Source organism: Pseudomonas sp. R2-37-08W (genome assembly GCF_003851705.1).
In the GTDB taxonomy this organism is placed as follows: Bacteria; Pseudomonadota; Gammaproteobacteria; order Pseudomonadales; family Pseudomonadaceae; genus Aquipseudomonas.
Window position 1 is genome coordinate 280,457 of the sequence record NZ_CP027728.1, and the last position, 19,896, is coordinate 300,352.

Genomic DNA, 19,896 nt, shown 5'->3' on the forward strand with positions numbered 1-19,896 from the left:
ATTGGGTTCACAGGTTCTGATTTGTGCATATATCCAAATGTGGGAGGGGGCTTGCCCCCGATGAGGCCTGTGCAGTCACCCTCTATTCCGGCCATTGCCACGCCGGCGCATCCAGCATCCCCTGGCCCACCACTCGCGTCTCCCCCAGCACCTTCTCCAGCACAATCGAATTGCATTGCTCATCCTGCTGCAACGCCGCAATCAAGCGGCTGGCATGGGACACCACCCACACCTGGCACTGCGCCGACGCCTGGATGATCAAGCGCGCCAACGCCGGCAACAGGTCCGGATGCAAACTGGTTTCAGGCTCGTTCAGCACCATCATGGTCGGCGGCCGGGGCGTCAGCAGCGCGGCGATCAGCAGCAGGTAGCGCAAGGTGCCATCCGACAGCTCTGCCGCCGACAACGGGCGCAGCAGACCTTCCTGGTAAAACTCGATGGCAAAGCGCCCGCCCTGTAACGGTTGGATACTCAGGCGTGCGCCCGGGAATGCATCACTGACGGCGTGCTGCAACGCCTCGGCGTCGCCCACTTCCCGAATCGTCTGCAACGCGGCCGCCAGATCCCGACCGTCGTGATGCAAGACCGGCGTGCGCGTACCCAATTGCGGTTGGCGTACCGGCGCATCCCCATCGCTGCGAAAGTGGTCATAAAAGCGCCAGCCACGAATGCTCTCGCGCAGCAGCAACACTTCCGGCGAGCCGCGCAGGTTACCCACCTGATCGAACAGGCTGTGGTAGTTGGGCGTGTGCTGGGCCAGCACATCCCAGGCGCGGCCTTCACGCGCCCGCACCATCGGCCCGGAACGTTGCACCAGCAGGCTGGCCGGGCGGTAGAGGGGGCCGGCCCAGATACATTCCTTCTTGATTTCCGGGTCCAGTTTGAATTCGCTGCCGGGAACCGGAATGGGCATTCCCAGGGAGATGGCATAGCTGAAGTCCTCCCCGGCAAAGCCCAGGCGCAAGCGTTTGACGCCTTGGGCCACGACGGCCTCCACCGGCACTTCGCCGCTGTGCATGCGCCGGCTGATGGTTTCCGGCCCGGCCCAGAACGTCGAGTCCAGCCCGCCCTCCCGGGCCAGGGCATTGATCACCCCGCCCTGGGCGGTTTCGGCCAGCAGGCGCAGGGCGCGATACAGGTTGGACTTGCCGCTGCCGTTGGGGCCTGTGACCAGATTCAAGCGGCCCAGGGGCACCACCAATTTATTGATCGAGCGGTAATTGGCCACCGCGAGGGTCTTGAGCATGGCAATTGAGTCGGTAGGGGAACCATTGAAGTATGGGATCCTCCATGCAGATAAGGAACCCTGATCTAAGCTCACAGTCGCATACACACTGGCACGTCGGCATCACGCAAAAGGAGCCTGCATGGGCGGTCGCATTTCCACATTTTTCTTCGGACTTGGCTTACTGACGCTGCTGGGCGGTTGTGGCCAGGAAAAGACCGAGCCCAAGGCCCACTCGCGGGTGTTCGTACAAACCGTGCAGCCGGCAGATTTTGCCGCAGCGGTCACGCTGACCGGGGATGTCCAGGCGCGGGTGCAAACCGATTTGTCCTTTCGGGTGGGTGGCAAGATCATCCAGCGTCTGGTCGACGTCGGTGATCGGGTGACGGCCAAGCAAGTGCTGGCCAAGCTCGACCCCAAGGACCTGCAGACCAACGTCGATTCCGCCCAGGCCCAGGTCGTGGCCGAGCAGGCGCGGGTCAAGCAAACCGCCGCCGCCTTCGTGCGTCAGGAAAAGCTCTTGCCCAAAGGCTACACCAGCCGCAGCGAATACGACGCTGCCCAGGCCGCGTTGCGCAGCAGCCAAAGCGCCTTGGCCGCCGCCCAGGCGCAGTTGGCCAACGCCCGTGAACAACTGGGCTACACCGCGCTGATCGCCGATGCGCCGGGCATTATCACGGCGCGCCAGGCTGAAGTCGGCCAGGTCGTCCAAGCCACCGTGCCGATCTTCAGCCTGGCCCGCGATGGCGAACGCGACGCGGTGTTCAACGTTTACGAATCGCTGCTGGTGGAGCCGCCGCCGGACGCGCCGATCACCGTCAGCCTGCTGGATAACCCGAGCATCAAGACAGTGGGCAGAGTCCGCGAAGTTACCCCTGCCGTGGCTGCCAATACCGGCACCGTGCAAGTGAAGATCGCCCTGCAAAGCCTGCCCAAAGGTATGGAACTGGGCTCGGTGGTGAGCGCCACCGCCAATGGCCCGGCCAAGGCCAGCATCGAGTTGCCGTGGTCGGCCTTGACCAAGGACCTCAGCGAACCCGCCGTGTGGCTGGTAGACGGCGACGGCAAGGCACAACTGCACAAGGTCACGGTGGCGCGGTACCTCACCGGCAAAGTGATCATCGGCGACGGCCTTAAAGGCGGCGAAAAAGTCGTGGTGGCCGGTGGGCAATTGCTGCACCCCGGCATGCTCGTCGAAATCGCCCAGCAAGGAGCCCAGCCATGAAGCACCTGACGGTGATCCTCGCCGCCGGCCTGTTGCTGGTGGCTTGCTCCAAGGAAGACGCGCCGCCCGAACCGGTGCGCCCGGTGTTGTCCATGGAGGTGAAGGCCGAAGACCAGGCACACCTCGGTCGTTTTGCCGGCACCATTCAGGCCCGCTACGAAAGTAACCTGGGCTTCCGTGTGCCGGGCCGTATTGCACGTCGCGCGGTGGACGTTGGCGCCGAGGTGAAGAAGGGTGCCTTGCTCGCCGTCCTCGACCCCACCGACCAGCAGAACCAATTGCGTGCCGCCCAGGGTGACCTGGCGCGGGTGCAGGCACAGTTCATCAATGCCCAGGCCAATGCCCGCCGCCAGCAGGAGCTGTTCGACCGTGGCGTCGGTGCCCAGGCGCAGTTGGATGTGGCCCAGACTGACCTGAAAACCACCCAGGCGACCCTCGACCAGGCCCGCGCCTCGGTCAATCAAGCCAAGGACCAGCTCAACTACGCCGAGCTGCGCACCGACCACGCCGGCATCGTCACCGCCTGGAACGCCGAGGCCGGCCAGGTGGTCAGCGCCGGCCAGCAGGTGGTGACCCTGGCCCGCCCGGATATCAAGGAAGCGGTGATCGACCTGCCCGCCGGCCTCGCCGAGCGCTTGCCGGCGGATGTGGTGTTCCTGGTGGCCGGGCAACTGGACCCAAGCGTGCATACCACCGCCATCGTGCGCGAGATCGAGCCCCAGGCCCAAAGCGCCACGCGTACCCGGCGCGCACGCTTGAGCCTGACTGACACGCCCACCGCGTTTCGCCTGGGCACCGCCATCAGCGTGACCTTGAGCAGCGCCATCGCGCCGCGTATCGAGCTGCCGTTGAGCGCCTTGCAGGAAGTCGACGGCAAGACCCGCATCTGGTTGCTCGACACCCAGAGCCAGACGGTGCAACCGCGTGATGTCACGGTTGTCAGCCGTGACGTCGACAGCGCAGTGCTCAATGGTGGCATCAAGCCCGGCGAGCGCGTCGTCACCGCCGGTGTGAACAGCCTGAAACCCGGGCAAAAAGTCAAAATCGACGAGGACAGCCCGCGATGAAAGGCAGCTTCAACTTATCCGACTGGGCCATCAAGCATCAGTCCTTCGTCTGGTACCTGATGTTCGTCGCGTTGCTGATGGGCGTGTTTTCGTACATGAACCTGGGGCGCGAGGAAGACCCCTCGTTCACCATCAAGACCATGGTCATCCAGACCCGCTGGCCGGGCGCGACCCAGGAAGAAACCCTCAAGCAGGTCACCGACCGCATCGAGAAAAAACTCGAGGAACTCGACTCCCTCGATTATGTGAAGAGCTACACCCGGCCGGGCGAATCCACGGTGTTCGTGTTCCTCAAGGACACCACCAGCGCCAAGGCTATCCCGGAGATCTGGTACCAGGTTCGCAAGAAGATCGACGATATACGCGGCACCTTCCCTCAAGGTTTACAGGGGCCGTCGTTCAACGACGAATTCGGTGATGTGTTCGGCTCGGTGTACGCCTTTACCGGCGATGGCCTGTCGATGCGCCAGTTGCGCGACTACGTGGAGCAGGTGCGCGCCGAAATCCGCTCGGTGCCGGGGCTGGGCAAGGTCGAGATGATCGGCCAGCAGGACGAAGTGATTTACCTGAATTTTTCCACACGCAAACTGGCGGCCCTGGGCATCGATCAGCGCCAGGTCGTGCAAAGCCTGCAATCGCAGAATGCCGTGACCCCCGCTGGGGTGATCGAGGCCGGGCCGGAGCGGATTTCCGTGCGCACCTCGGGGCAGTTCGCCTCGGAGAAGGACCTGGCCAACGTCAACCTGCGCCTGAATGACCGCTTCTATCGCCTGGCCGACATTGCCGACATTAGCCGGAGCTACGTCGACCCGGCGCGGCCGATGTTCCGTTTCAACGGCAAGCCGGCGATCGGTTTGGCGATTGCGATGCAGAAGGGCGGCAATATCCAGTCGTTCGGCAAGGCGCTGCACGGGCGCATGGATGAGCTGACCGCCGACCTGCCGGTGGGCGTCGGCGTGCACAAGGTTTCGGACCAGGCCGAAGTGGTGGAAGAGGCCGTCGGTGGCTTTACCAGCGCGTTGTTCGAAGCGGTGATCATCGTGCTGGTGGTGAGTTTTATCAGCCTGGGCATGCGTGCCGGGCTGGTGGTGGCGTGCTCGATTCCGTTGGTGCTGGCCCTGGTGTTCGTGTTCATGGAATACAGCGGCATCACTATGCAACGGGTGTCGTTGGGCGCCTTGATCATCGCCCTCGGCCTGCTGGTGGACGATGCGATGATCACCGTGGAGATGATGATCACGCGCCTGGAAAAAGGCGAAACCAAGGAGCAGGCCGCGACCTACGCTTACACCTCCACAGCGTTCCCGATGCTCACCGGCACCCTGGTGACCGTCGCCGGTTTCGTGCCGATTGGCCTCAACGCCAGTTCGGCGGGTGAGTACACCTTCACCTTGTTCGCGGTCATCGCCGTGGCGATGCTGGTGTCGTGGGTGGTGGCGGTGCTGTTTGCGCCAGTGATTGGCGTGCATATCCTCAGCGCCAACGTGAAGCCCCATAGCGCCGAGCCGGGGCGCATCGGCCGCGCGTTCAATGGCGGCATGCTCTGGGCGATGCGCAACCGCTGGTGGGCCATCGGCATCACCGTGGGCCTGTTTGTGGCGTCGGTGTTCTCCATGCAATTTGTGCAGAACCAGTTCTTCCCGTCGTCGGATCGCCCGGAAATCCTCGTCGACCTCAACCTGCCGCAAAACGCCTCGATCAACGAGACGCGCAAGGCGGTCGACCGTCTGGAAGCGATCATCAAGGACGATCCGGACATTACGCGCTGGAGCACCTACATCGGCCAGGGCGCGATCCGATTCTACCTGCCCCTGGACCAGCAATTGGAGAACCCGTACTACGCGCAGTTGGTGATCGTCAGCAAGGGCCTGGAAGAGCGCGGTGCGTTGATCGCACGTCTGCAGAAGCGCCTGCGCGATGATTTCGTCGGCATCGGCAGCTTTGTGCAACCGCTGGAAATGGGCCCGCCGGTGGGACGACCGATCCAGTATCGCGTGTCCGGCAAAGACACCGACCAGGTGCGCAAGCACGCCATCGAACTGGCGACCTTGCTCGACCAGAACACCCACCTGGGCGAGATCATCTACGACTGGAACGAGCCGGGCAAAGTGCTGCGCGTCGACATCGCCCAGGACAAGGCACGGCAACTGGGCCTGTCGTCGGAAGACGTGGCGCAGTTGATGAACAGCGTGGTCAGCGGCGCCTCGGTGACCCAGGTGCACGACGACATTTACCTGATCAACGTGGTCGGCCGCGCCGAAGACGCCGAACGCGGTACGCCGGAAACCTTGCAGAACCTGCAGATCGTCACGCCCAACGGCACCTCGATTCCACTGCTGGCCTTCGCCACCGTGCGTTACGAGCTGGAGCAGCCGCTGGTGTGGCGTCGCGACCGCAAGCCGACCATCACCATCAAGGCCGCAGTGCGCGACGAGATGCAGCCGACCGACCTGGTCAAGCAGCTGGCGCCGACTATCCAGAAGTTCAGCGACGGCCTGCCGGTGGGTTACAAGGTCGCCACCGGCGGTACCGTGGAAGAAAGCGGCAAGGCCCAGGGCCCGATTGCCAGCGTGGTGCCGTTGATGCTGTTCCTGATGGCGACGTTCCTGATGATCCAACTGCACAGCGTGCAGAAGATGTTCCTGGTGGCGAGTGTCGCGCCGCTGGGGCTGATTGGCGTGGTGCTGGCGTTGATTCCCACGGGCACGCCCATGGGGTTTGTGGCGATCCTCGGTATCCTCGCGCTGATCGGCATCATCATCCGCAACTCGGTGATTCTGGTGACACAGATTCATGAGTATGAGGTGGCGGGGTATTCGCCATGGGATGCGGTGGTGGAAGCCACCGAGCATCGGCGCCGGCCGATCCTGCTCACGGCGGCGGCGGCGAGCCTGGGCATGATCCCGATTGCGCGGGAAGTATTCTGGGGGCCGATGGCCTACGCGATGATTGGCGGGATCATCATCGCCACCTTGCTGACGCTGTTGTTCCTGCCGGCGCTGTATGTGGCCTGGTACAAGGTCCGCGAGCCAAAGCAGGAACAACAGGAAAACCGCGGTTAAAAATGTGGGAGGGGGCTTGCTCCCGATGAGGGAGTGTCAGTGGATGTATCTTTGGCTGACCCACTGCCATCGGGGGCAAGCCCCCTCCCACATTTTGATCTCCATTGGGATATTTGAGACGTGGGAAACTTCCGGAAGCGACGGGTGTTGCCCTGGTCACCCGCTGAGCGCTTTACCCTCCGGCCTCCACCTCTCAACGGTCGCCTGCCATGAACCGTCTGCGTCATATCTTGCTGATCTGCTGCTTCCTGTCGCCCCTGGCATTTGCCAGCACCGTATTGGAAAACCCGTTGTGGCGAGTCGAACTCGACCCGGCCACCCTCGCCATCCGTGTGACACCCAGCGGCCAACCCGAGGTTCAAGCCTCCAAAGGCGTATCGGCCCGCGCCGTCAGTCAACTCGCACAAAACGATCAACAGGTCAGTTGGCAATGGGACGACGGTGCCTATCGCGTGACTGCCAGCCTTGAGCAGCGCGACCTGCTGCTGTCGATCAGGGCGCGGGAAGACGGTGAGCTGCCGATCCTCGTGCAGCCGGCGAGCGCCCTGGGCAAGGGGTTGATGTGGCCGTTGGCCGAAGGGCATTACGTGCCGGCCGGCAATGCCCTGTGGAGCGAGTTCCTGGTAGAGCAGGGCGATATCAACACCACCCAGGACCTCAGCCTGCCGCTGTGGGGTGTCGATCACGGCGCCTTCACCCTGAACTGGCTGCTGACCAATCCCTACAACAACCGCCTGCGCTGGCAAGGCCAGGCGTTGTCGTTGGCCCATGAGTTCACGTCGCTCGCACCTGCCGCGCCCATGACCCTGTTGTTGCACCTGGGTGGAAGCGACCCGCTGGCCGGCGCCAAGCGCTATCGCCAATGGCTGGTCGAACAGGACCGTTACGAACCCTTGGAGGCCAAGCTGCGGCAAACGCCGGGCGCGCAAAAACTGCTGGGCGCCAGCCATGCCTACCTGTGGGGCAATGACCTGCTGGCGCTGGAGGATGTGCGTGATTGGCCGCTGTTGCTCAAGCGCTTGCGCGATCATGCGCTCAAGGGCCTGTTGGACAAGGACTCCGCAGCGCTGCTGGCGCAGCCGCGCAGGTTGAATCGCTACGAGCAAACCGTGCTGTTGCGCGGCCTCAACGCGGCGATCAACCAGAAGGCCCGGCAGAGCTGGCAGGTGGACGAGCCCGATATGACCCGTCTTGCCGCCCGCTACGGTGAGTTGCGTCGCGAACAAGCCGTGGATTTTGCCGTTGCCCTCGGCGGTAGCCCCGACACCTGGGGCAGCAAGGTAGTACAGACACTGCGCGACGCCGGGCTGCCACGCTTGATGCTGACCCTGGGCGAAGGCTGGGAAGGCGGCCTGTGGCACCCCGAAACCATCCGCGCCGGTGTCGACGCGGGCTACCTGATGGCGCCCTACGACTCCTATCAAACCGCGTTGTCCGCCACCGAAAATCCCGACTGGACCACCGCCCACCTGGGCAGCAAGGCCTACCGCGACTGCGCCATTGTATTGAAGGACGGCCAGCTCAAGACTGGCTTCCAGCGGTCCGGCCACTACACCGATCCGCGCTGTGTGCGGCCGTTATTGGAAGCGCGGGTGAAAGCCGTACAGGCCAGGGCCGGCTTCAACGCCTGGTTTCTCGATGCGTACGCTACCAGCATGCTGCTCGACAGCTACCGCGACAGCGCACCGATGACCCAGGCGCAAAACGCTGAAGGCAATATCGATGCGTCCCGTTGGCTGAACACCACGCTGCAATTGCCGACAGGCTCCGAAGACGGCAACACCGTCACCGCCCAGGGGATCCTGTTCGCCCATGGCATGCAAACCCCGGTGCTGGGCTGGGGGGATCGCGACATGACTCAGGACAAACAGTCGCCCTACTACGTGGGCAACTGGTATCCGCCGGAGCAACCGGCGGTGTTCTTCAAGTCGGTGTCGCTGAACGAGCCGTTTCGCACGCTCTACTTCGATCCGACGCTGCGCCTGCCGCTGTACCAGGCGGTGTTCCATGGCTCTGTGATCACCACCCATCACTGGCTGTTCGATAGCCTCAAACTGAGCAATGTGCGGGCTGAAAATGAGCTGACGCAGTTGCTCTATAACGTACCGCCGCTGTATCACCTGAGCGCTGCGACGCTCAAGGAACGGCTGCCGTTGATCCAGCGCCAGGACCGTTTTTTCCGCCCACTGCATGAGCGATTGGCGACTCAGGCGATGACTGATTTTCGCTGGCTGACCGCAGATAAACAGGTGCAGCAAACCACCTTTTCCGATGGCACGCGCTTGGTGGCGAATTTCTCGGCGGGAGAAAAACAAGGCTATGTCGGGCGCAGCGTGACGGCGCTGGTGGCGGGTGAAAACCCGGTGGTGTATCAGGTGGATCAGCGGGGCCATTGAGACTATCGGGGGCAAGCCCCCTCCCACATTTGAACGCGTTCCCCTGTGGGAGGGGGCTTGCTCCCGATAGCGTCAGCCCAGGCAATACATCACTTAAACCCGACGCCACACACTGGCCAACCAAGGCTGCTGCTCCCGAGGCAAGCCCGCCGGCCGGTAATAGTGCTCCAACTCCACAAACCCCGCCGTCGTCAGCAATGCCCGCCAGGCCTCCAGATCGTGATAAGACCCATACCGTGGCCCATTCCAGCCTTCCTGGTTGTCACCGCGAGGGTTGGAGCTGAACAGCACGCCCCCAGGCTTCAACGTGCCATGCAGTTGCTTGAGGACCCGGGGCAATTCCTGCTTGGGAATATGAAACAGCACCGCATTGGCAAACACCCCATCGAAGCGCCCGTCGGGCAGGTCCAGCTTGAGGAAGTCCTGCTGCAACACCTCGCAGCCACTGTCCTGCCGCGCCATCTGCGCAAACCGCTCGGAACCATCGAGCCCCACGGCGATATGCCCCAGGCGTGTAAAGGTCTGCAGATCCCGCCCCGGTCCGCAGCCAAAATCCAGCACGGTAAACGGCGGCGTGCCGTGGATGTGCCGCAGCAACGCGTCGATGTTCTGGCTCACATCGTGATCGCGGGTGCCCTCGCGGAAGTCTTCGGCCACTTTGTTGTAATGGCCGAGGGTGGTGGCGGTGATCTGGTTAAGGTCGTCGGGCTTGAGGGTCATGACAGGCAATACCGGGCGCTGGGATGCGCCGACTATACCTCACCTCTTGTTCAGCACCCGCGCCAGTCGATCGCCGCCGAGTTGGATCACCGCCACCAACACCACCAACAGCACAATCACCGTCAGCATGATCTGCGTATCGAAGCGCTGGTAGCCATAGCGGTACGCAATGTCGCCCAGGCCACCGGCGCCAATCGCCCCGGCCATGGCCGACGAGTTGATCATGGTCACCAGGGTAATGGTGAATCCGCCGACGATCCCCGGCAGCGCTTCGGGCAACAACACGTGCCAGATGATGTGCCAGCGGCGGCACCCCATGGCCTGCGCCGCTTCGATCAAGCCATGGTCGACCTCGCGCAGGCTGACTTCGGCGATGCGCGCAAAGAACGGCGTGGCCGCGATGGTCAGCGGCACGACTGCCGCCCATACGCCGTAGGTGGTGCCGACGATCAGGCGCGTGAACGGGATCAGCGCCACCATCAGGATCAGAAACGGGATGGAGCGGAACAGATTGACGAAGGCCCCGAGCACCCGGTTCAGCGCCGGTGCCTGGTAAATGCCGCCCTTGTCGCTGGTGACCAGAAACACCGCCAGTGGAATCCCTACCAGCAAGGCGATCAACGACGACACGCCGACCATCAACAAGGTGTCGATGGCGCCCTGTACTAAACGATCAAACCACATAGCCCAGCACCTCCACCTGTTGTGCCCAGTTCGCGGCGCGGTTGCGCAGTTCTTCGGTGCTATGGGGCGAGCCATTCACCGCCAGCAGCAGTTGCCCCAAGGCATGCCCCTGAATCCGTTCGACACCGCCCTGCAGCAGACGCACGCGGCCGCCGAGGGCGCTGAACAGCGCGGCCAGGTCGGGTTCATCGCTGGCACTGCCGGTGAACTGCAAGCGCAGCACCACGGCGGCTTCCGGCGATGCAGGCTGGGCATGCAAACGGTTTTGCAGTTCTTCCGGCAGCCCATGTTGCAGCGGCGCCAGCAGGGTCTTGCTGACCTCGTGTTGCGGGTTGCCGAACACTTGCCACACCGGGCCTTGCTCGACTATGCGCCCATGCTCCAGCACCACCACGCGGTCGCAGATGTCGCGGATCACCGCCATTTCATGGGTAATCAACACGATGGTCAGGCCCAGGCGCCGGTTGATCTCGCGCAGCAGGCCGAGAATCGATTGGGTGGTTTCCGGGTCGAGGGCCGAGGTGGCCTCGTCGCACAGCAAAATCTCGGGGTCGTGCACCAGCGAACGGGCGATGCCCACGCGCTGTTTCTGCCCGCCCGAGAGCTGCGCCGGATAGGCCTGGTGCTTGTCTTGCAAACCCACCAGTTCCAGCAGCTCACGCACCTTTTGTTCACGCTGCGGCTTGGGCACCCCGGCGACCTTGAGCGGCAGTTCGACGTTCTGCCAGACGGTCTTGGCCGACATCAGGTTGAAGTGCTGGAAGATCATGCCGATGCGCCGGCGCAGCGCGACCAGGCGGTCTTCATCGAAGCTGCCGATATCCACCTGATCGATCAGCACGCGCCCGCTGCTGGGTTGTTCCAGGCGATTGATGGTGCGGATCAGCGACGACTTGCCGGCGCCGCTGCGGCCGATGATGCCGAACACTTCGCCGCGCGCAATCACCAGGTCAATGCCTTGCAGGGCATGCACCGTGCCGTCATAGGTTTTGCCCAGGTTGATGAAACGCACATGGGCGCTGTTCAAGTCCGGATGCAGTTCGGTCTGCTCGGCGTCCCTGGGCAATGTGCCCAGGTCGCGCAGTTGGGCGTTGGCAGCGGTCATTTTTTATCGTCCCAGCCAACCTGGTAGAGCTTGCCGAGGGATTTATCCAGGGCGGCGCGCACCGTCGGCGAGTGCTGGTAAATGTCGACGAACTTGATCACCCTCGGGTCGGTTTTGCTCTTGGGCTGGATCACGAACTGGATCACGTATTCCGGGTGGTCGAGGCCATCGAACAGCAGCGCCGACTCGGCATCGAAGGTCTTGGACAGGCGGATGTACGCCGGGTAGCCCTGCACCAGGTCGGCGTCGTCATAGGCGCGCACCAGTTGCACGGCTTCCACCTGCAGGATCTTGATCTTTTTCGGGTTGCTGACGATGTCGTCTTCGGTGGCCTTGTAGCCCACGCCCGGCTTGAGGGTGATCAGCCCGGCCTTGGCCAGCAGCTGCAGGCCGCGCCCGCTGTTGATCGGGTCGTTGGCGATGGCCACGCTGGCGCCTTCGGGCAGGTCATCGAAGCTTTTGTACTTCTTCGAATACAGGCCGACGTTGTTGATGATGCCCGGCGCATAAGGCACCAGGTCAAAGCCGGCGGCGGCCTTGGCATTTTCCAGGAAGGGGATGTGCTGGAAGTAGTTCACATCGATATCGCCAGCGGCGAGGCTGACGTTCGGCGCGATCCAGTCGGTGAATTCCACCAGTTCAACCTTCAGGCCCTGTTTGCCGGCTTCTTCTACAGCGGCTTCCAGGGGAATCGCGAAGGCGGCGGTGGTGCCGACTTTCAACGGCGCATCGGCGGCGAATACGGCCGAGCTGAACAAGCCGAAGGCCAGGGAGAGCACTATTTTTTTCATATGAATTTCCAATTGTAGGAGCGAGCTTGCTCGCGAAAAACTTGAGGGCGCCTCGGTAAACCAGATGCACCGCGTTATCGTTAACGATCTTCGCGAGCAAGCTCGCTCCTACAGGGGTTAGTGTCGATAGGTAGATCCGGTGTGTTGTTCGGGTAGGCGAGCGGCGCCGTGGAAGACTTTTTCGCGCAACGTTCCCTGCTCATATTCAGTCTTGTATGAGCCACGCTTTTGCAGCTCCGGCACCACCAGATCAATGAAATCCACATAGCTCTCCGGCGTCACGATGCGCGTGAGGTTGAAGCCATCCAGGCCGGTTTCGCTGATCCATGATTCCAGTTCGTCGGCGACCTGCTCGGGCGACCCCACCAGCGTGATATAGCGCCCACCGAGGGCGTGCTGCTCGAGCAATTTGCGCCGGGTCCAGTCGTTGTTCTGCAGGTTCTTGGTCGCCGACTGGATGGCGTTGCTCTTCACGTACTGGATCGGTTCATCCAGTTCGTACTCGGAAAAGTCGATCGCCGTGGACGCCGAAAAGTGCGCCACGCCGGCCTCCGCGCTGGCATAGCTGAGGTACTCGGCGTGCTTGGCCCAGGCCAGTTCCTCGGTCGCGCCGACGATCACGTTCAGGCCCATGAACACCTTGATGTCATCCGGGTTGCGCCCGGCCTCCACCGCGCTGGCGCGCACTTTGTCCACCTGAATTCGGGTCGCGGCCTTGTTCTGCCCGCTGATGAACACGCACTCGGCATGGCGCCCGGCGAACTGCAGGCCACGGTCCGAACTGCCGGCCTGGAACAGCACCGGCGTACGCTGCGGCGATGGCTCGCACAGGTGATAGCCCTCCACCTGGTAGAACTCGCCGTGGTGTTCGATCTTGTGCACCTTGCCCGGTTGCGCATACACCCGTGCCTTGGGATCGTTGACCACCGCGTCATCTTCCCAGCTGCCTTCCCAGAGTTTGTACAGCACCTCCAGGTATTCATCGGCCTGGTCATAGCGGCGGTCATGCTCGACCTGTTCGGTCAGCCCCATGGCCTTGGCGGCGCTGTCGAGGTAGCCGGTGACGATGTTCCAACCCACCCGGCCCCGGCTCAGGTGGTCAAGGGTGGACATGCGCCGGGCGAACAGATACGGCGGCTCGTAGGTCAGGTTGGCGGTGAGGCCGAAGCCGAGGTTCTGGGTGACGGCCGCCATTGCCGAAACCAGCAGGAGCGGGTCGTTGACCGGCAACTGGATTGCTTCCTTGAGCGGCACGTCGATGGACTTTTGGTACACGTCATACACGCCGACGATATCGGCGATAAACAAACCGTCGAACAGCCCGCGCTCGAGGATTTTTGCCAGGTCAGTCCAGTACTCGAGGGTCTTGTACTGGGTGGACGTGTCCCGTGGATGGGTCCACAAACCGTGGTTGATATGCCCGATGCAGTTCATGTTGAAGGCATTGAGCAGGATTTTTTTCTTGCTCATCAGATAGTCCCCCGCAGCGGCGGGTTTTCATCGTTGAGGTAGTAATTGCCCACCGCGTGGTATTTCCAGCGCACCGGGTCATGCAGGGTGTGCACGCGAGCGTTGCGCCAGTGGCGATCCAGGCCATGCTCGGCCAGGGTCGCCTGGCTGCCGGCCAGTTCGAACAGCGTGCTGCCGGCGACCAGGGAGATTTCGGTGCTCAAGGCGCGCACTTCGGCGACGGCGATGGAGGCGGCCGCGACGGTCTGGGCATTGCTGTCGGCCTGGGCGCGGTCGAGGAATTCGCCCGAGCGCTCCAGCAGCGCTTCGGCGGCGTGCAGGCGAATGCTCAAGTGGCCGAAGCTCTTCAAGGTCAGCGGGTCATCAGTGGCCTTGTCGCTGCCCGAGTCGATCCAGGGACGGGTCTTGGTGCGTACAAAATGCAGCGCGTCTTCGAAGGCGGCGCGGGCGATACCGGTGTCGATGGCGGCATGAAGAATCTGCGCCAAGGGGCCGACGGTGGTCGGGCGTTCGAAGGCGCTCTGGAACGGGATCACGTCCTGCGTCGCCACCCACACGTTGTCGAATACCACTGAGCCGCTGCCGGTGGTGCGCTGGCCGAAGCCGCTCCAGTCGTCGATCACGCTCAGGCCCGCGCTGTCGCTGGGCACGAAGGCGAGTTGCTGAATCCCATGTTCATCCACCACCGAGGTGGGGATGCGCTGGGCGTAGATCGCGCCGGTGGAATAGAACTTGCGGCCGCTGATACGGAAGCCATCACCGTCGCGGGTGATTTTGGTGACGCGGTCATGAGCGGTTTTCGTGCCCAATTCCGCCAGGGCGTTGCCGAAACGCTGGCCGGCCAATACTTCGGCATACAGGCTGCGTTGCTGGGCCGGGCTGCCATTCACGCGCAGCACTTCCAAGGCGTAGAAATGGTTTTGCGGAATCTGTCCCAGGGACGCATCCGCCTGGGCGATCAAGGCGATGACCTTGGCCAGGGTGACGTTGGACACGCCAGCACCGCCGTATTCCTTGGGCACGCTGATGCCCCACAGGCCGGAGCGCGAGAACACGTCCAGTTCGGGCAAGGGCAGGCGGCGCTCGCGGTCGCGCTGGGCGCTGTCGCGGCGCAAGTCTTCAGCCAGGTCGCTGGCGACAATAAGGGCTTGTTCGTCGCTGGTGATGACCGCGACGGGGTGAGAGAAAGTCATGATGTTCTCCAGATGTCTGGTCGGTCAGATCCAGGAATGGCGAGCCGGCAAAGTGCCGTTCAGGCGATAGGCGCCGATGGCGTGATACTTCCAGCGCACCGGGTCATGCAGCGTGTGGACCCGCGCATTGCGCCAGTGCCGGTCAAGGTTGAATTCGGCGAGGGTGGCGCGGCTGCCGGCCAGCTCGAAGAGTTTTTCGCTGACCAGCAATGACACCTCAGTGGTGAGCACCTTGGCTTCGGCGACGGCGATCGACGCGCGTGCGGCGGACTGCGCGGTGATCGGCGCAGCGCTGACCTGGTCCAGCACCTGGCCGGCCTTGCGCAACAGCGCCTCGGCGGCGTGCAGTTCGATTTTCAGCTTGCCGATATCGGCGATCACGTACAGGTCGTCGCTGGCCCGCTCGACCTTGGCGTCGATCCACGGGCGTGAGCGTTCACGTACAAAGGCGATGGTGTCGTCCAGTGCGCCACGGGCGATGCCGGCGTCTATGGCCGCCTGGATCAATTGCGAGACGGCACCCTGGATATTCGGGCTTTCGCCCAGGCGCCAGTTGTCCACCACCAGTTCTGCGTCCACCGGCACCCGGTCGAGCAGCACGGTGCCGCTGGCGGTGGTGCGTTGGCCAAAGCCCGACCAGTCATCCACGATGCGCAGCCCTTCGCTGCCACGGCGCACGAACGCCATGACCTGTTTGCCGTCGTCGTTGAGGGCTTTGATGGCCACCCAGTGCGCAAACAGAGCGCCGGTGGAGTAGAACTTCTGGCCGCTGACCACGTAGCCGTCACCCTCGGCGGTGATACGCGCCTTGAGCTCCAGGGTATTTTTGGTGCCGCGTTCCGGGCCGCCATTGCCGATGCGCCAACCGTCGATCACGCTCTGGAACAGCTGCTTTTTCTGGCGCTCGCTGGCGGTGTTTTGCAACAGGTGCAGGATGCCGAAATGGTTCTGCGGGATCTGCCCCAGGGCCGGGTCGGCCGCGCTGATGATCGCGAAGACCTCGGCCAGGGTGACGAATGAAACCTGCGGGCCGCCGTATTCACGGGGAATGGAAATGCTGCCCAAGCCGCTGCGGGTGAACTGTTCGACCTGCGCCCAGGGCAATTGGCGTTGCTGGTCGCGCTTGGCGGCTTGCAGGCGCGCGGCGTCGGCCAGCTCATGGGCGGCGCTCAGCGCCTGGGCGTCGTTGCGCAGCACCGTGGCCGGCAACAACAGTGGGGCTACGTCCAGATCACTCTGGAGGGGTGTTAGAGCCAAGTTAGACATCAGCGCCGCTCCTTGGCTGCACGTAATGCCCTGGCGTTATGCACCGGGGTAATTCTGACCATACCGACCTCGCATTCAATGAAATAAAAACAAAACAATCAGGAATGTCCGGTGGTCCGGTGCATATACCCTAAGCGTGTTTATTTTTTAAATAAACTAACTTTTAGGAATATGCATAGAAGGCGCGTCACCCCGGTTCGCAGGGAGAGCCGAAAGGGCGGGGTTGATACACGTCCTTGACTGCGCCAGGGCAGGTGGGAACCCAGGCGGCGATACGCAAGGTGCGGGCTGGCGCCCAGCGTGAATTGTTGCCGACGCGGTCCAGGATGCAGTAGGTCACCTCCAGGCGGCAGTCGTCACCGCCTTCGATAATGACTGTCGAAGGCACCCAGACCTGCACCGCCAGGCCGACGTCCCTGGCCTGGATGTTCGGCAGGTCCATGCGCACGTCACCCCAGCGCAGCGTGATGGCATCGCCACTGGCCATGTTCGCGTACGGCTCGATGCTCAGCGGAATTCCGCGTTGCACCTGGCGACTGTTGACGCCCTGGCGGCGGATGGTCTCGGGCAGGCTGACCGGCGCGAGGTTCTGGTTTTCGTCGCTGTACAGGGCCGACGGCGCGCCGCCCGGGTAGTTGGTTTTGACCCGGACCTGGGTGGTGGCCGAGCGCGCCGGGCCGTGGCCGATCTGCATGATCTGGTAATGCACCCGCGCCGGGCCATCCTGTACAAAACTTTCCGGCACTCGCAGGTGGGTAGGCGTGCCGATTTTGCCGGCGGTCACCCGGCGTGAGGCGGCAAAGCAGTTGTTCCAGAACAGCTCGATCAGGTCGCCTTCTTCCATGCCGGGGTAAGGTGCGATGTCGACCTGCAATTGGGCAGCCGCGTGGGCACTGATGCCGTTTCGAACGGCTTGGGGCAGGGTGGGTGCGGTCAGCATGGCCGGGGTTGTAGTGTGCGTCATAAGTGATCTCCTTGATGCAGCCAGCAGCAATCGTTCCGGGCCTGGGCGCGGGTGCGCAAAGGGGCCGAAAGAACGATTCAGTGAGTAGCCGGGATAGGATCCAATCCTCTGGACGCTAGATAAGAGGGTTGGGCCGGGGGCGTCAATGGCGGCAAAAGGCTAAACGGCGGGTTGGAGGATATTCAGAAGGGTCTGACTGGAAGGGGTATTTCAAGAGGGGCGCAGCGTGGTGTTTTACCGGCGGCAATGGCGATTCGATGTAGGAGCGGCTTTTTGTGGCGAGCAAGCCCGCTCGCCACAATGGGCAGGGTCAATGGGCGAGAAACTTGCTCAGGAACTGCTGGGTGCGTTCTTCCCTGGGATTGGCGAACAGCGCCTTGGCTTCACCCTGTTCGACGATCACGCCCTTGTCGAAAAAGATCACACGGTTGGCCACATCCCGGGCAAAGCTCATCTCGTGGGTGACGATCACCATGGTGCGGTTTTCTTCGGCCAGGCTGCGGATGGTCGCCAGCACTTCACCCACCAGTTCGGGGTCGAGGGCCGAGGTGGGTTCGTCGAACAGGATGACCTCCGGCTCCATGGCCAGCGCCCGAGCGATCGCCACACGCTGTTGCTGCCCACCGGACAAGCGCCGAGGATAAGCCGCCTCCTTGCCCGCCAGGCCCACTTTGGCCAGTAGCTTGCGGCCCAGTTCGGTCGCCGCCTCGCGTGGCATCTTCTTGACCACGATCGGGCCTTCGATGACGTTTTCCAGCGCGGTGCGGTGGGGGAACAGGTTGAAGTTCTGGAAGACAAAACCGACGTGCTGGCGCAGGCGTCGCACCAGGCCCTGTTGCTGGTTGAGTGGCTTGCTGCTGTCGATCTCGATGTCGCCCACCTTGATGCGGCCGCTGGTGGGTTCTTCGAGAAAATTCAGGCAGCGCAGGAAGGTGGTCTTGCCGGAACCGCTGGGGCCGATGATGGCCACGACCTCGCCGGCCTTGACCTCCAGGTCGATACCGTTGAGCACCACCTGGCCGTTGAATTGTTTGGTCAGCTTTTCAACCACGATCATGCTTCAAGACTCCAGGTCGTGCCGGTTGACCCGGTCTTCCAGACGATTTTGCAGATGCGCCAGGATGCTCGCCAGGATCCAATAGATCAGGGCTGCGGACAGATACATGGTGAAAATTTCGAAGGTGCGCGCCGAGACCAGTTGCGCCTGACGGAACAGCTCGGGCACCTGGATAGTGGCGGCCAGCGCCGTGTCCTTGACCAGCGAAATGAAACTGTTGCCCAGCGGCGGCAAGGCCGTGCGCATGGCTTGCGGCAGGATGGCCCGGCGCAACGTCTGCGCACGGGTCATGCCGATACTCGCGGCGGCTTCCCACTGGCCACGCTCGATGGACGCGATGGCGGCCCGCAGGATTTCACAGGCGTAGGCGGCCATGTTCAGCGAAAAGCCGATCATGGCGGCCGGGATCGGGTCCAGCTCGATGCCCACTTGCGGCAAGCCGTAGTAGATCAGGAACAGTTGCACCAGCAACGGCGTGCCGCGAAAGAACGACACGTAGACCCGCGCCGTCCAACTCAGCAGCTTGAAGCGCGACAGGCGCATCAACGCCAGGCCGAAGCCCAGCAGCAGGCCGAAAAACATCCCGCCCAGGCTAAGGATCACCGTGTAATACGCGCCCTTGAGCAGAAAGGGCGCGGAGTCCAGCGCGAGTTGGAAACCTGCTTCCATTATTGAGTGACGTCAGCGTTGAAGTACTTCTCGGACAACTTCTTCAAGGTGCCGTCGGCGCGCAGCTTGTCGAGGGCCTTGTTTACCGCGTCGAGCAGTTCAGGCTCGCCCTTGCGCAGGGCAATACCGGCTTCCTGGCGGGAGAAGGCGTCGCCGGCAGCGGCGGTGTCCTTGGCTTTCTTGGCGTATTCCAGAGCGGCCAGGCGGTCGATCAGGATCGCGTCGATGCGGCCGATGCGCAGGTCCTGGAATTTGGTCGGGTCGTCGTTGTAGGTCCTGATTTCCGCTTTGGGTTGGTTGGCCTTGAGCCATTGTTCGTAGTTGGTGCCCAGGCCTACCCCGACTTTCTTGCCGGCCAGGTCGGCGGCGGTCTTGATGCTGTCGACATTCTTCGCCAGGGTCAGCGCCTGGATACCGGAAATGGTGTAGGGCTTGGAGAAGTCATACTTCTTCTTGCGCTCTTCGGAAATCGTCACCTGGTTGACCACGGCGTCCAGGCGTTTGGATTCCAGGGCGGCGAGGATGCCGTCCCATGGCGTGGCTTGCAGCTTGACCTTGACGCCCAGCTCCTTGGCCAGCGCCTCGGACAGCTCCACCTCGAAGCCGCTGAGCTTGCCGCTTTCATCGACAAAGCTGAACGGTGGGTAGGTGCCTTCCAGGCCGATCTTGATCTCGCCGGCTTTCTTGATGGTGTTCAGTTGCTCGCCGGCGACCGCCTGGCCAAGCATGCCTGCGCCGAGCGCCAAGCCCAATGTGCCGACCAGCAATGTGCGACGCAATACAGAAATAGTCATGAAGAGCCCCTGTGGTTTTTTATGGTGAGCGAAGCCGGTGACGCAGTAGCCGTATCCTGCCTTAAAGCGCGGTGCGCGTCTTCGCCTTCGGCGCGATGATAAAGCCGGTTTTTAAGACTTGAAAATAATATAAATCCAACTTCATATTCATATTTCGAATATCAATGAGGTCAAGTGTGGGAGGGGGCTTGCTCCCGATGGCGGTGTA

General features: G+C 62.7%; 16 protein-coding genes and 1 pseudogene. 4 read left to right on the forward strand and 13 right to left on the reverse strand.

Going from position 1 to position 19,896, the window contains the following annotated elements; all coding sequences use genetic code 11:
- Positions 1–82: 82 nt before the first annotated feature.
- Complete coding sequence (locus tag C4J93_RS01150) at positions 83–1,246, reverse strand: AAA family ATPase (RefSeq protein WP_124428370.1); 1,164 nt, start codon at positions 1,244–1,246, stop codon at positions 83–85.
- Between the two features lie 121 nt (positions 1,247–1,367).
- Between C4J93_RS01150 and C4J93_RS01155 the strand changes: the two genes are divergently transcribed.
- From C4J93_RS01155 to C4J93_RS01170, 4 genes are all read left to right on the forward strand, one after another.
- Complete coding sequence (locus C4J93_RS01155; protein WP_124428371.1) at positions 1,368–2,450, forward strand: efflux RND transporter periplasmic adaptor subunit; 1,083 nt, start codon at positions 1,368–1,370, stop codon at positions 2,448–2,450.
- Positions 2,447–3,517 (forward strand): efflux RND transporter periplasmic adaptor subunit, encoded by a 1,071-nt coding sequence (locus C4J93_RS01160; protein ID WP_124428372.1) that lies wholly within the window; start codon positions 2,447–2,449, stop codon positions 3,515–3,517. The genes C4J93_RS01155 and C4J93_RS01160 overlap by 4 nt, the downstream gene beginning before the upstream one ends.
- On the forward strand, positions 3,514–6,579 hold the full coding sequence (locus C4J93_RS01165) for an efflux RND transporter permease subunit (RefSeq protein ID WP_124428373.1): 3,066 nt from the start codon (positions 3,514–3,516) through the stop codon (positions 6,577–6,579). The genes C4J93_RS01160 and C4J93_RS01165 overlap by 4 nt, the downstream gene beginning before the upstream one ends.
- A 209-nt stretch (positions 6,580–6,788) precedes the next feature.
- Entirely contained in the window at positions 6,789–8,975 is a 2,187-nt protein-coding gene (locus C4J93_RS01170) for a glycoside hydrolase (protein ID WP_124428374.1), read from the forward strand.
- 93 nt (positions 8,976–9,068) lie between these two features.
- Here C4J93_RS01170 and C4J93_RS01175 read toward each other — a convergent pair whose 3' ends face one another.
- The 12 genes and pseudogenes from C4J93_RS01175 to tcyJ all read right to left on the reverse strand — a co-directional run bounded on the left by C4J93_RS01175 (position 9,069) and on the right by tcyJ (position 19,688).
- Entirely contained in the window at positions 9,069–9,695 is a 627-nt protein-coding gene (locus tag C4J93_RS01175) for a bifunctional 2-polyprenyl-6-hydroxyphenol methylase/3-demethylubiquinol 3-O-methyltransferase UbiG (RefSeq protein ID WP_124428375.1), read from the reverse strand.
- A gap of 39 nt (positions 9,696–9,734) precedes the next feature.
- Positions 9,735–10,379 (reverse strand): methionine ABC transporter permease, encoded by a 645-nt coding sequence (locus C4J93_RS01180; RefSeq protein WP_034117212.1) that lies wholly within the window; start codon positions 10,377–10,379, stop codon positions 9,735–9,737.
- Positions 10,369–11,484 (reverse strand): methionine ABC transporter ATP-binding protein, encoded by a 1,116-nt coding sequence (locus tag C4J93_RS01185; protein WP_124428376.1) that lies wholly within the window; start codon positions 11,482–11,484, stop codon positions 10,369–10,371. The genes C4J93_RS01180 and C4J93_RS01185 overlap by 11 nt, the downstream gene beginning before the upstream one ends.
- Positions 11,481–12,275, reverse strand: a complete 795-nt coding sequence (locus C4J93_RS01190) for a MetQ/NlpA family ABC transporter substrate-binding protein (RefSeq protein WP_124428377.1) — start codon at positions 12,273–12,275, stop codon at positions 11,481–11,483. The genes C4J93_RS01185 and C4J93_RS01190 overlap by 4 nt, the downstream gene beginning before the upstream one ends.
- Before the next feature lie 10 nt (positions 12,276–12,285).
- Positions 12,286–12,411, reverse strand: a pseudogene (locus C4J93_RS27260) (outer membrane lipoprotein carrier protein LolA); the annotation flags it as partial.
- Positions 12,393–13,745 carry an LLM class flavin-dependent oxidoreductase gene (locus C4J93_RS01200; RefSeq protein WP_124428378.1) on the reverse strand — a complete coding sequence of 451 codons (1,353 nt, stop codon included), beginning with the start codon at positions 13,743–13,745 and terminating at the stop codon, positions 12,393–12,395. The gene C4J93_RS01200 and the pseudogene C4J93_RS27260, both read right to left, overlap by 19 nt.
- On the reverse strand, positions 13,745–14,938 hold the full coding sequence (locus tag C4J93_RS01205) for an SfnB family sulfur acquisition oxidoreductase (RefSeq protein ID WP_124428379.1): 1,194 nt from the start codon (positions 14,936–14,938) through the stop codon (positions 13,745–13,747). Before C4J93_RS01205 ends, C4J93_RS01200 begins: the two co-directional genes overlap by 1 nt.
- A 24-nt stretch (positions 14,939–14,962) precedes the next feature.
- Entirely contained in the window at positions 14,963–16,204 is a 1,242-nt protein-coding gene (locus C4J93_RS01210; RefSeq protein WP_124428380.1) for an SfnB family sulfur acquisition oxidoreductase, read from the reverse strand.
- Between the two features lie 187 nt (positions 16,205–16,391).
- The gene (locus C4J93_RS01215; protein ID WP_124428381.1) at positions 16,392–17,168 is read right to left on the reverse strand and encodes a hypothetical protein; all 777 of its coding nucleotides are present in this window, start codon (positions 17,166–17,168) and stop codon (positions 16,392–16,394) included.
- A gap of 310 nt (positions 17,169–17,478) precedes the next feature.
- The gene (tcyN, locus tag C4J93_RS01220; RefSeq protein ID WP_124360781.1) at positions 17,479–18,225 is read right to left on the reverse strand and encodes an L-cystine ABC transporter ATP-binding protein TcyN; all 747 of its coding nucleotides are present in this window, start codon (positions 18,223–18,225) and stop codon (positions 17,479–17,481) included.
- A 3-nt stretch (positions 18,226–18,228) separates the two neighbouring features.
- Positions 18,229–18,894, reverse strand: coding sequence for a cystine ABC transporter permease (tcyL, locus tag C4J93_RS01225; protein ID WP_003187646.1), 666 nt, complete (start codon positions 18,892–18,894; stop codon positions 18,229–18,231).
- The gene (gene tcyJ, locus C4J93_RS01230; RefSeq protein ID WP_124428382.1) at positions 18,894–19,688 is read right to left on the reverse strand and encodes a cystine ABC transporter substrate-binding protein; all 795 of its coding nucleotides are present in this window, start codon (positions 19,686–19,688) and stop codon (positions 18,894–18,896) included. The genes tcyL and tcyJ overlap by 1 nt, the downstream gene beginning before the upstream one ends.
- Positions 19,689–19,896: the final 208 nt, after the last annotated feature.

Excerpts from the sequence above, each read along its gene's own strand:
- C4J93_RS01175 (WP_124428375.1), bottom strand. The coding sequence starts at position 9,695 with ATGACCCTCAAGCCCGACGACCTTAACCAGATCACCGCCACCACCCTC.
- C4J93_RS01155 (WP_124428371.1), top strand. The coding sequence starts at position 1,368 with ATGGGCGGTCGCATTTCCACATTTTTCTTCGGACTTGGCTTACTGACG.
- tcyL (WP_003187646.1), bottom strand. The coding sequence starts at position 18,894 with ATGGAAGCAGGTTTCCAACTCGCGCTGGACTCCGCGCCCTTTCTGCTC.
- tcyJ (WP_124428382.1), bottom strand. The coding sequence starts at position 19,688 with ATGACTATTTCTGTATTGCGTCGCACATTGCTGGTCGGCACATTGGGC.
- C4J93_RS01205 (WP_124428379.1), bottom strand. The coding sequence starts at position 14,938 with ATGACTTTCTCTCACCCCGTCGCGGTCATCACCAGCGACGAACAAGCC.
- C4J93_RS01200 (WP_124428378.1), bottom strand. The coding sequence starts at position 13,745 with ATGAGCAAGAAAAAAATCCTGCTCAATGCCTTCAACATGAACTGCATC.
- C4J93_RS01165 (WP_124428373.1), top strand. The coding sequence starts at position 3,514 with ATGAAAGGCAGCTTCAACTTATCCGACTGGGCCATCAAGCATCAGTCC.
- C4J93_RS01170 (WP_124428374.1), top strand. The coding sequence starts at position 6,789 with ATGAACCGTCTGCGTCATATCTTGCTGATCTGCTGCTTCCTGTCGCCC.
- C4J93_RS01210 (WP_124428380.1), bottom strand. The coding sequence starts at position 16,204 with ATGTCTAACTTGGCTCTAACACCCCTCCAGAGTGATCTGGACGTAGCC.
- C4J93_RS01160 (WP_124428372.1), top strand. The coding sequence starts at position 2,447 with ATGAAGCACCTGACGGTGATCCTCGCCGCCGGCCTGTTGCTGGTGGCT.
- C4J93_RS01180 (WP_034117212.1), bottom strand. The coding sequence starts at position 10,379 with ATGTGGTTTGATCGTTTAGTACAGGGCGCCATCGACACCTTGTTGATG.
- tcyN (WP_124360781.1), bottom strand. The coding sequence starts at position 18,225 with ATGATCGTGGTTGAAAAGCTGACCAAACAATTCAACGGCCAGGTGGTG.
- C4J93_RS01215 (WP_124428381.1), bottom strand. The coding sequence starts at position 17,168 with ATGACGCACACTACAACCCCGGCCATGCTGACCGCACCCACCCTGCCC.
- C4J93_RS01185 (WP_124428376.1), bottom strand. The coding sequence starts at position 11,484 with ATGACCGCTGCCAACGCCCAACTGCGCGACCTGGGCACATTGCCCAGG.
- C4J93_RS01150 (WP_124428370.1), bottom strand. The coding sequence starts at position 1,246 with ATGCTCAAGACCCTCGCGGTGGCCAATTACCGCTCGATCAATAAATTG.
- C4J93_RS01190 (WP_124428377.1), bottom strand. The coding sequence starts at position 12,275 with ATGAAAAAAATAGTGCTCTCCCTGGCCTTCGGCTTGTTCAGCTCGGCC.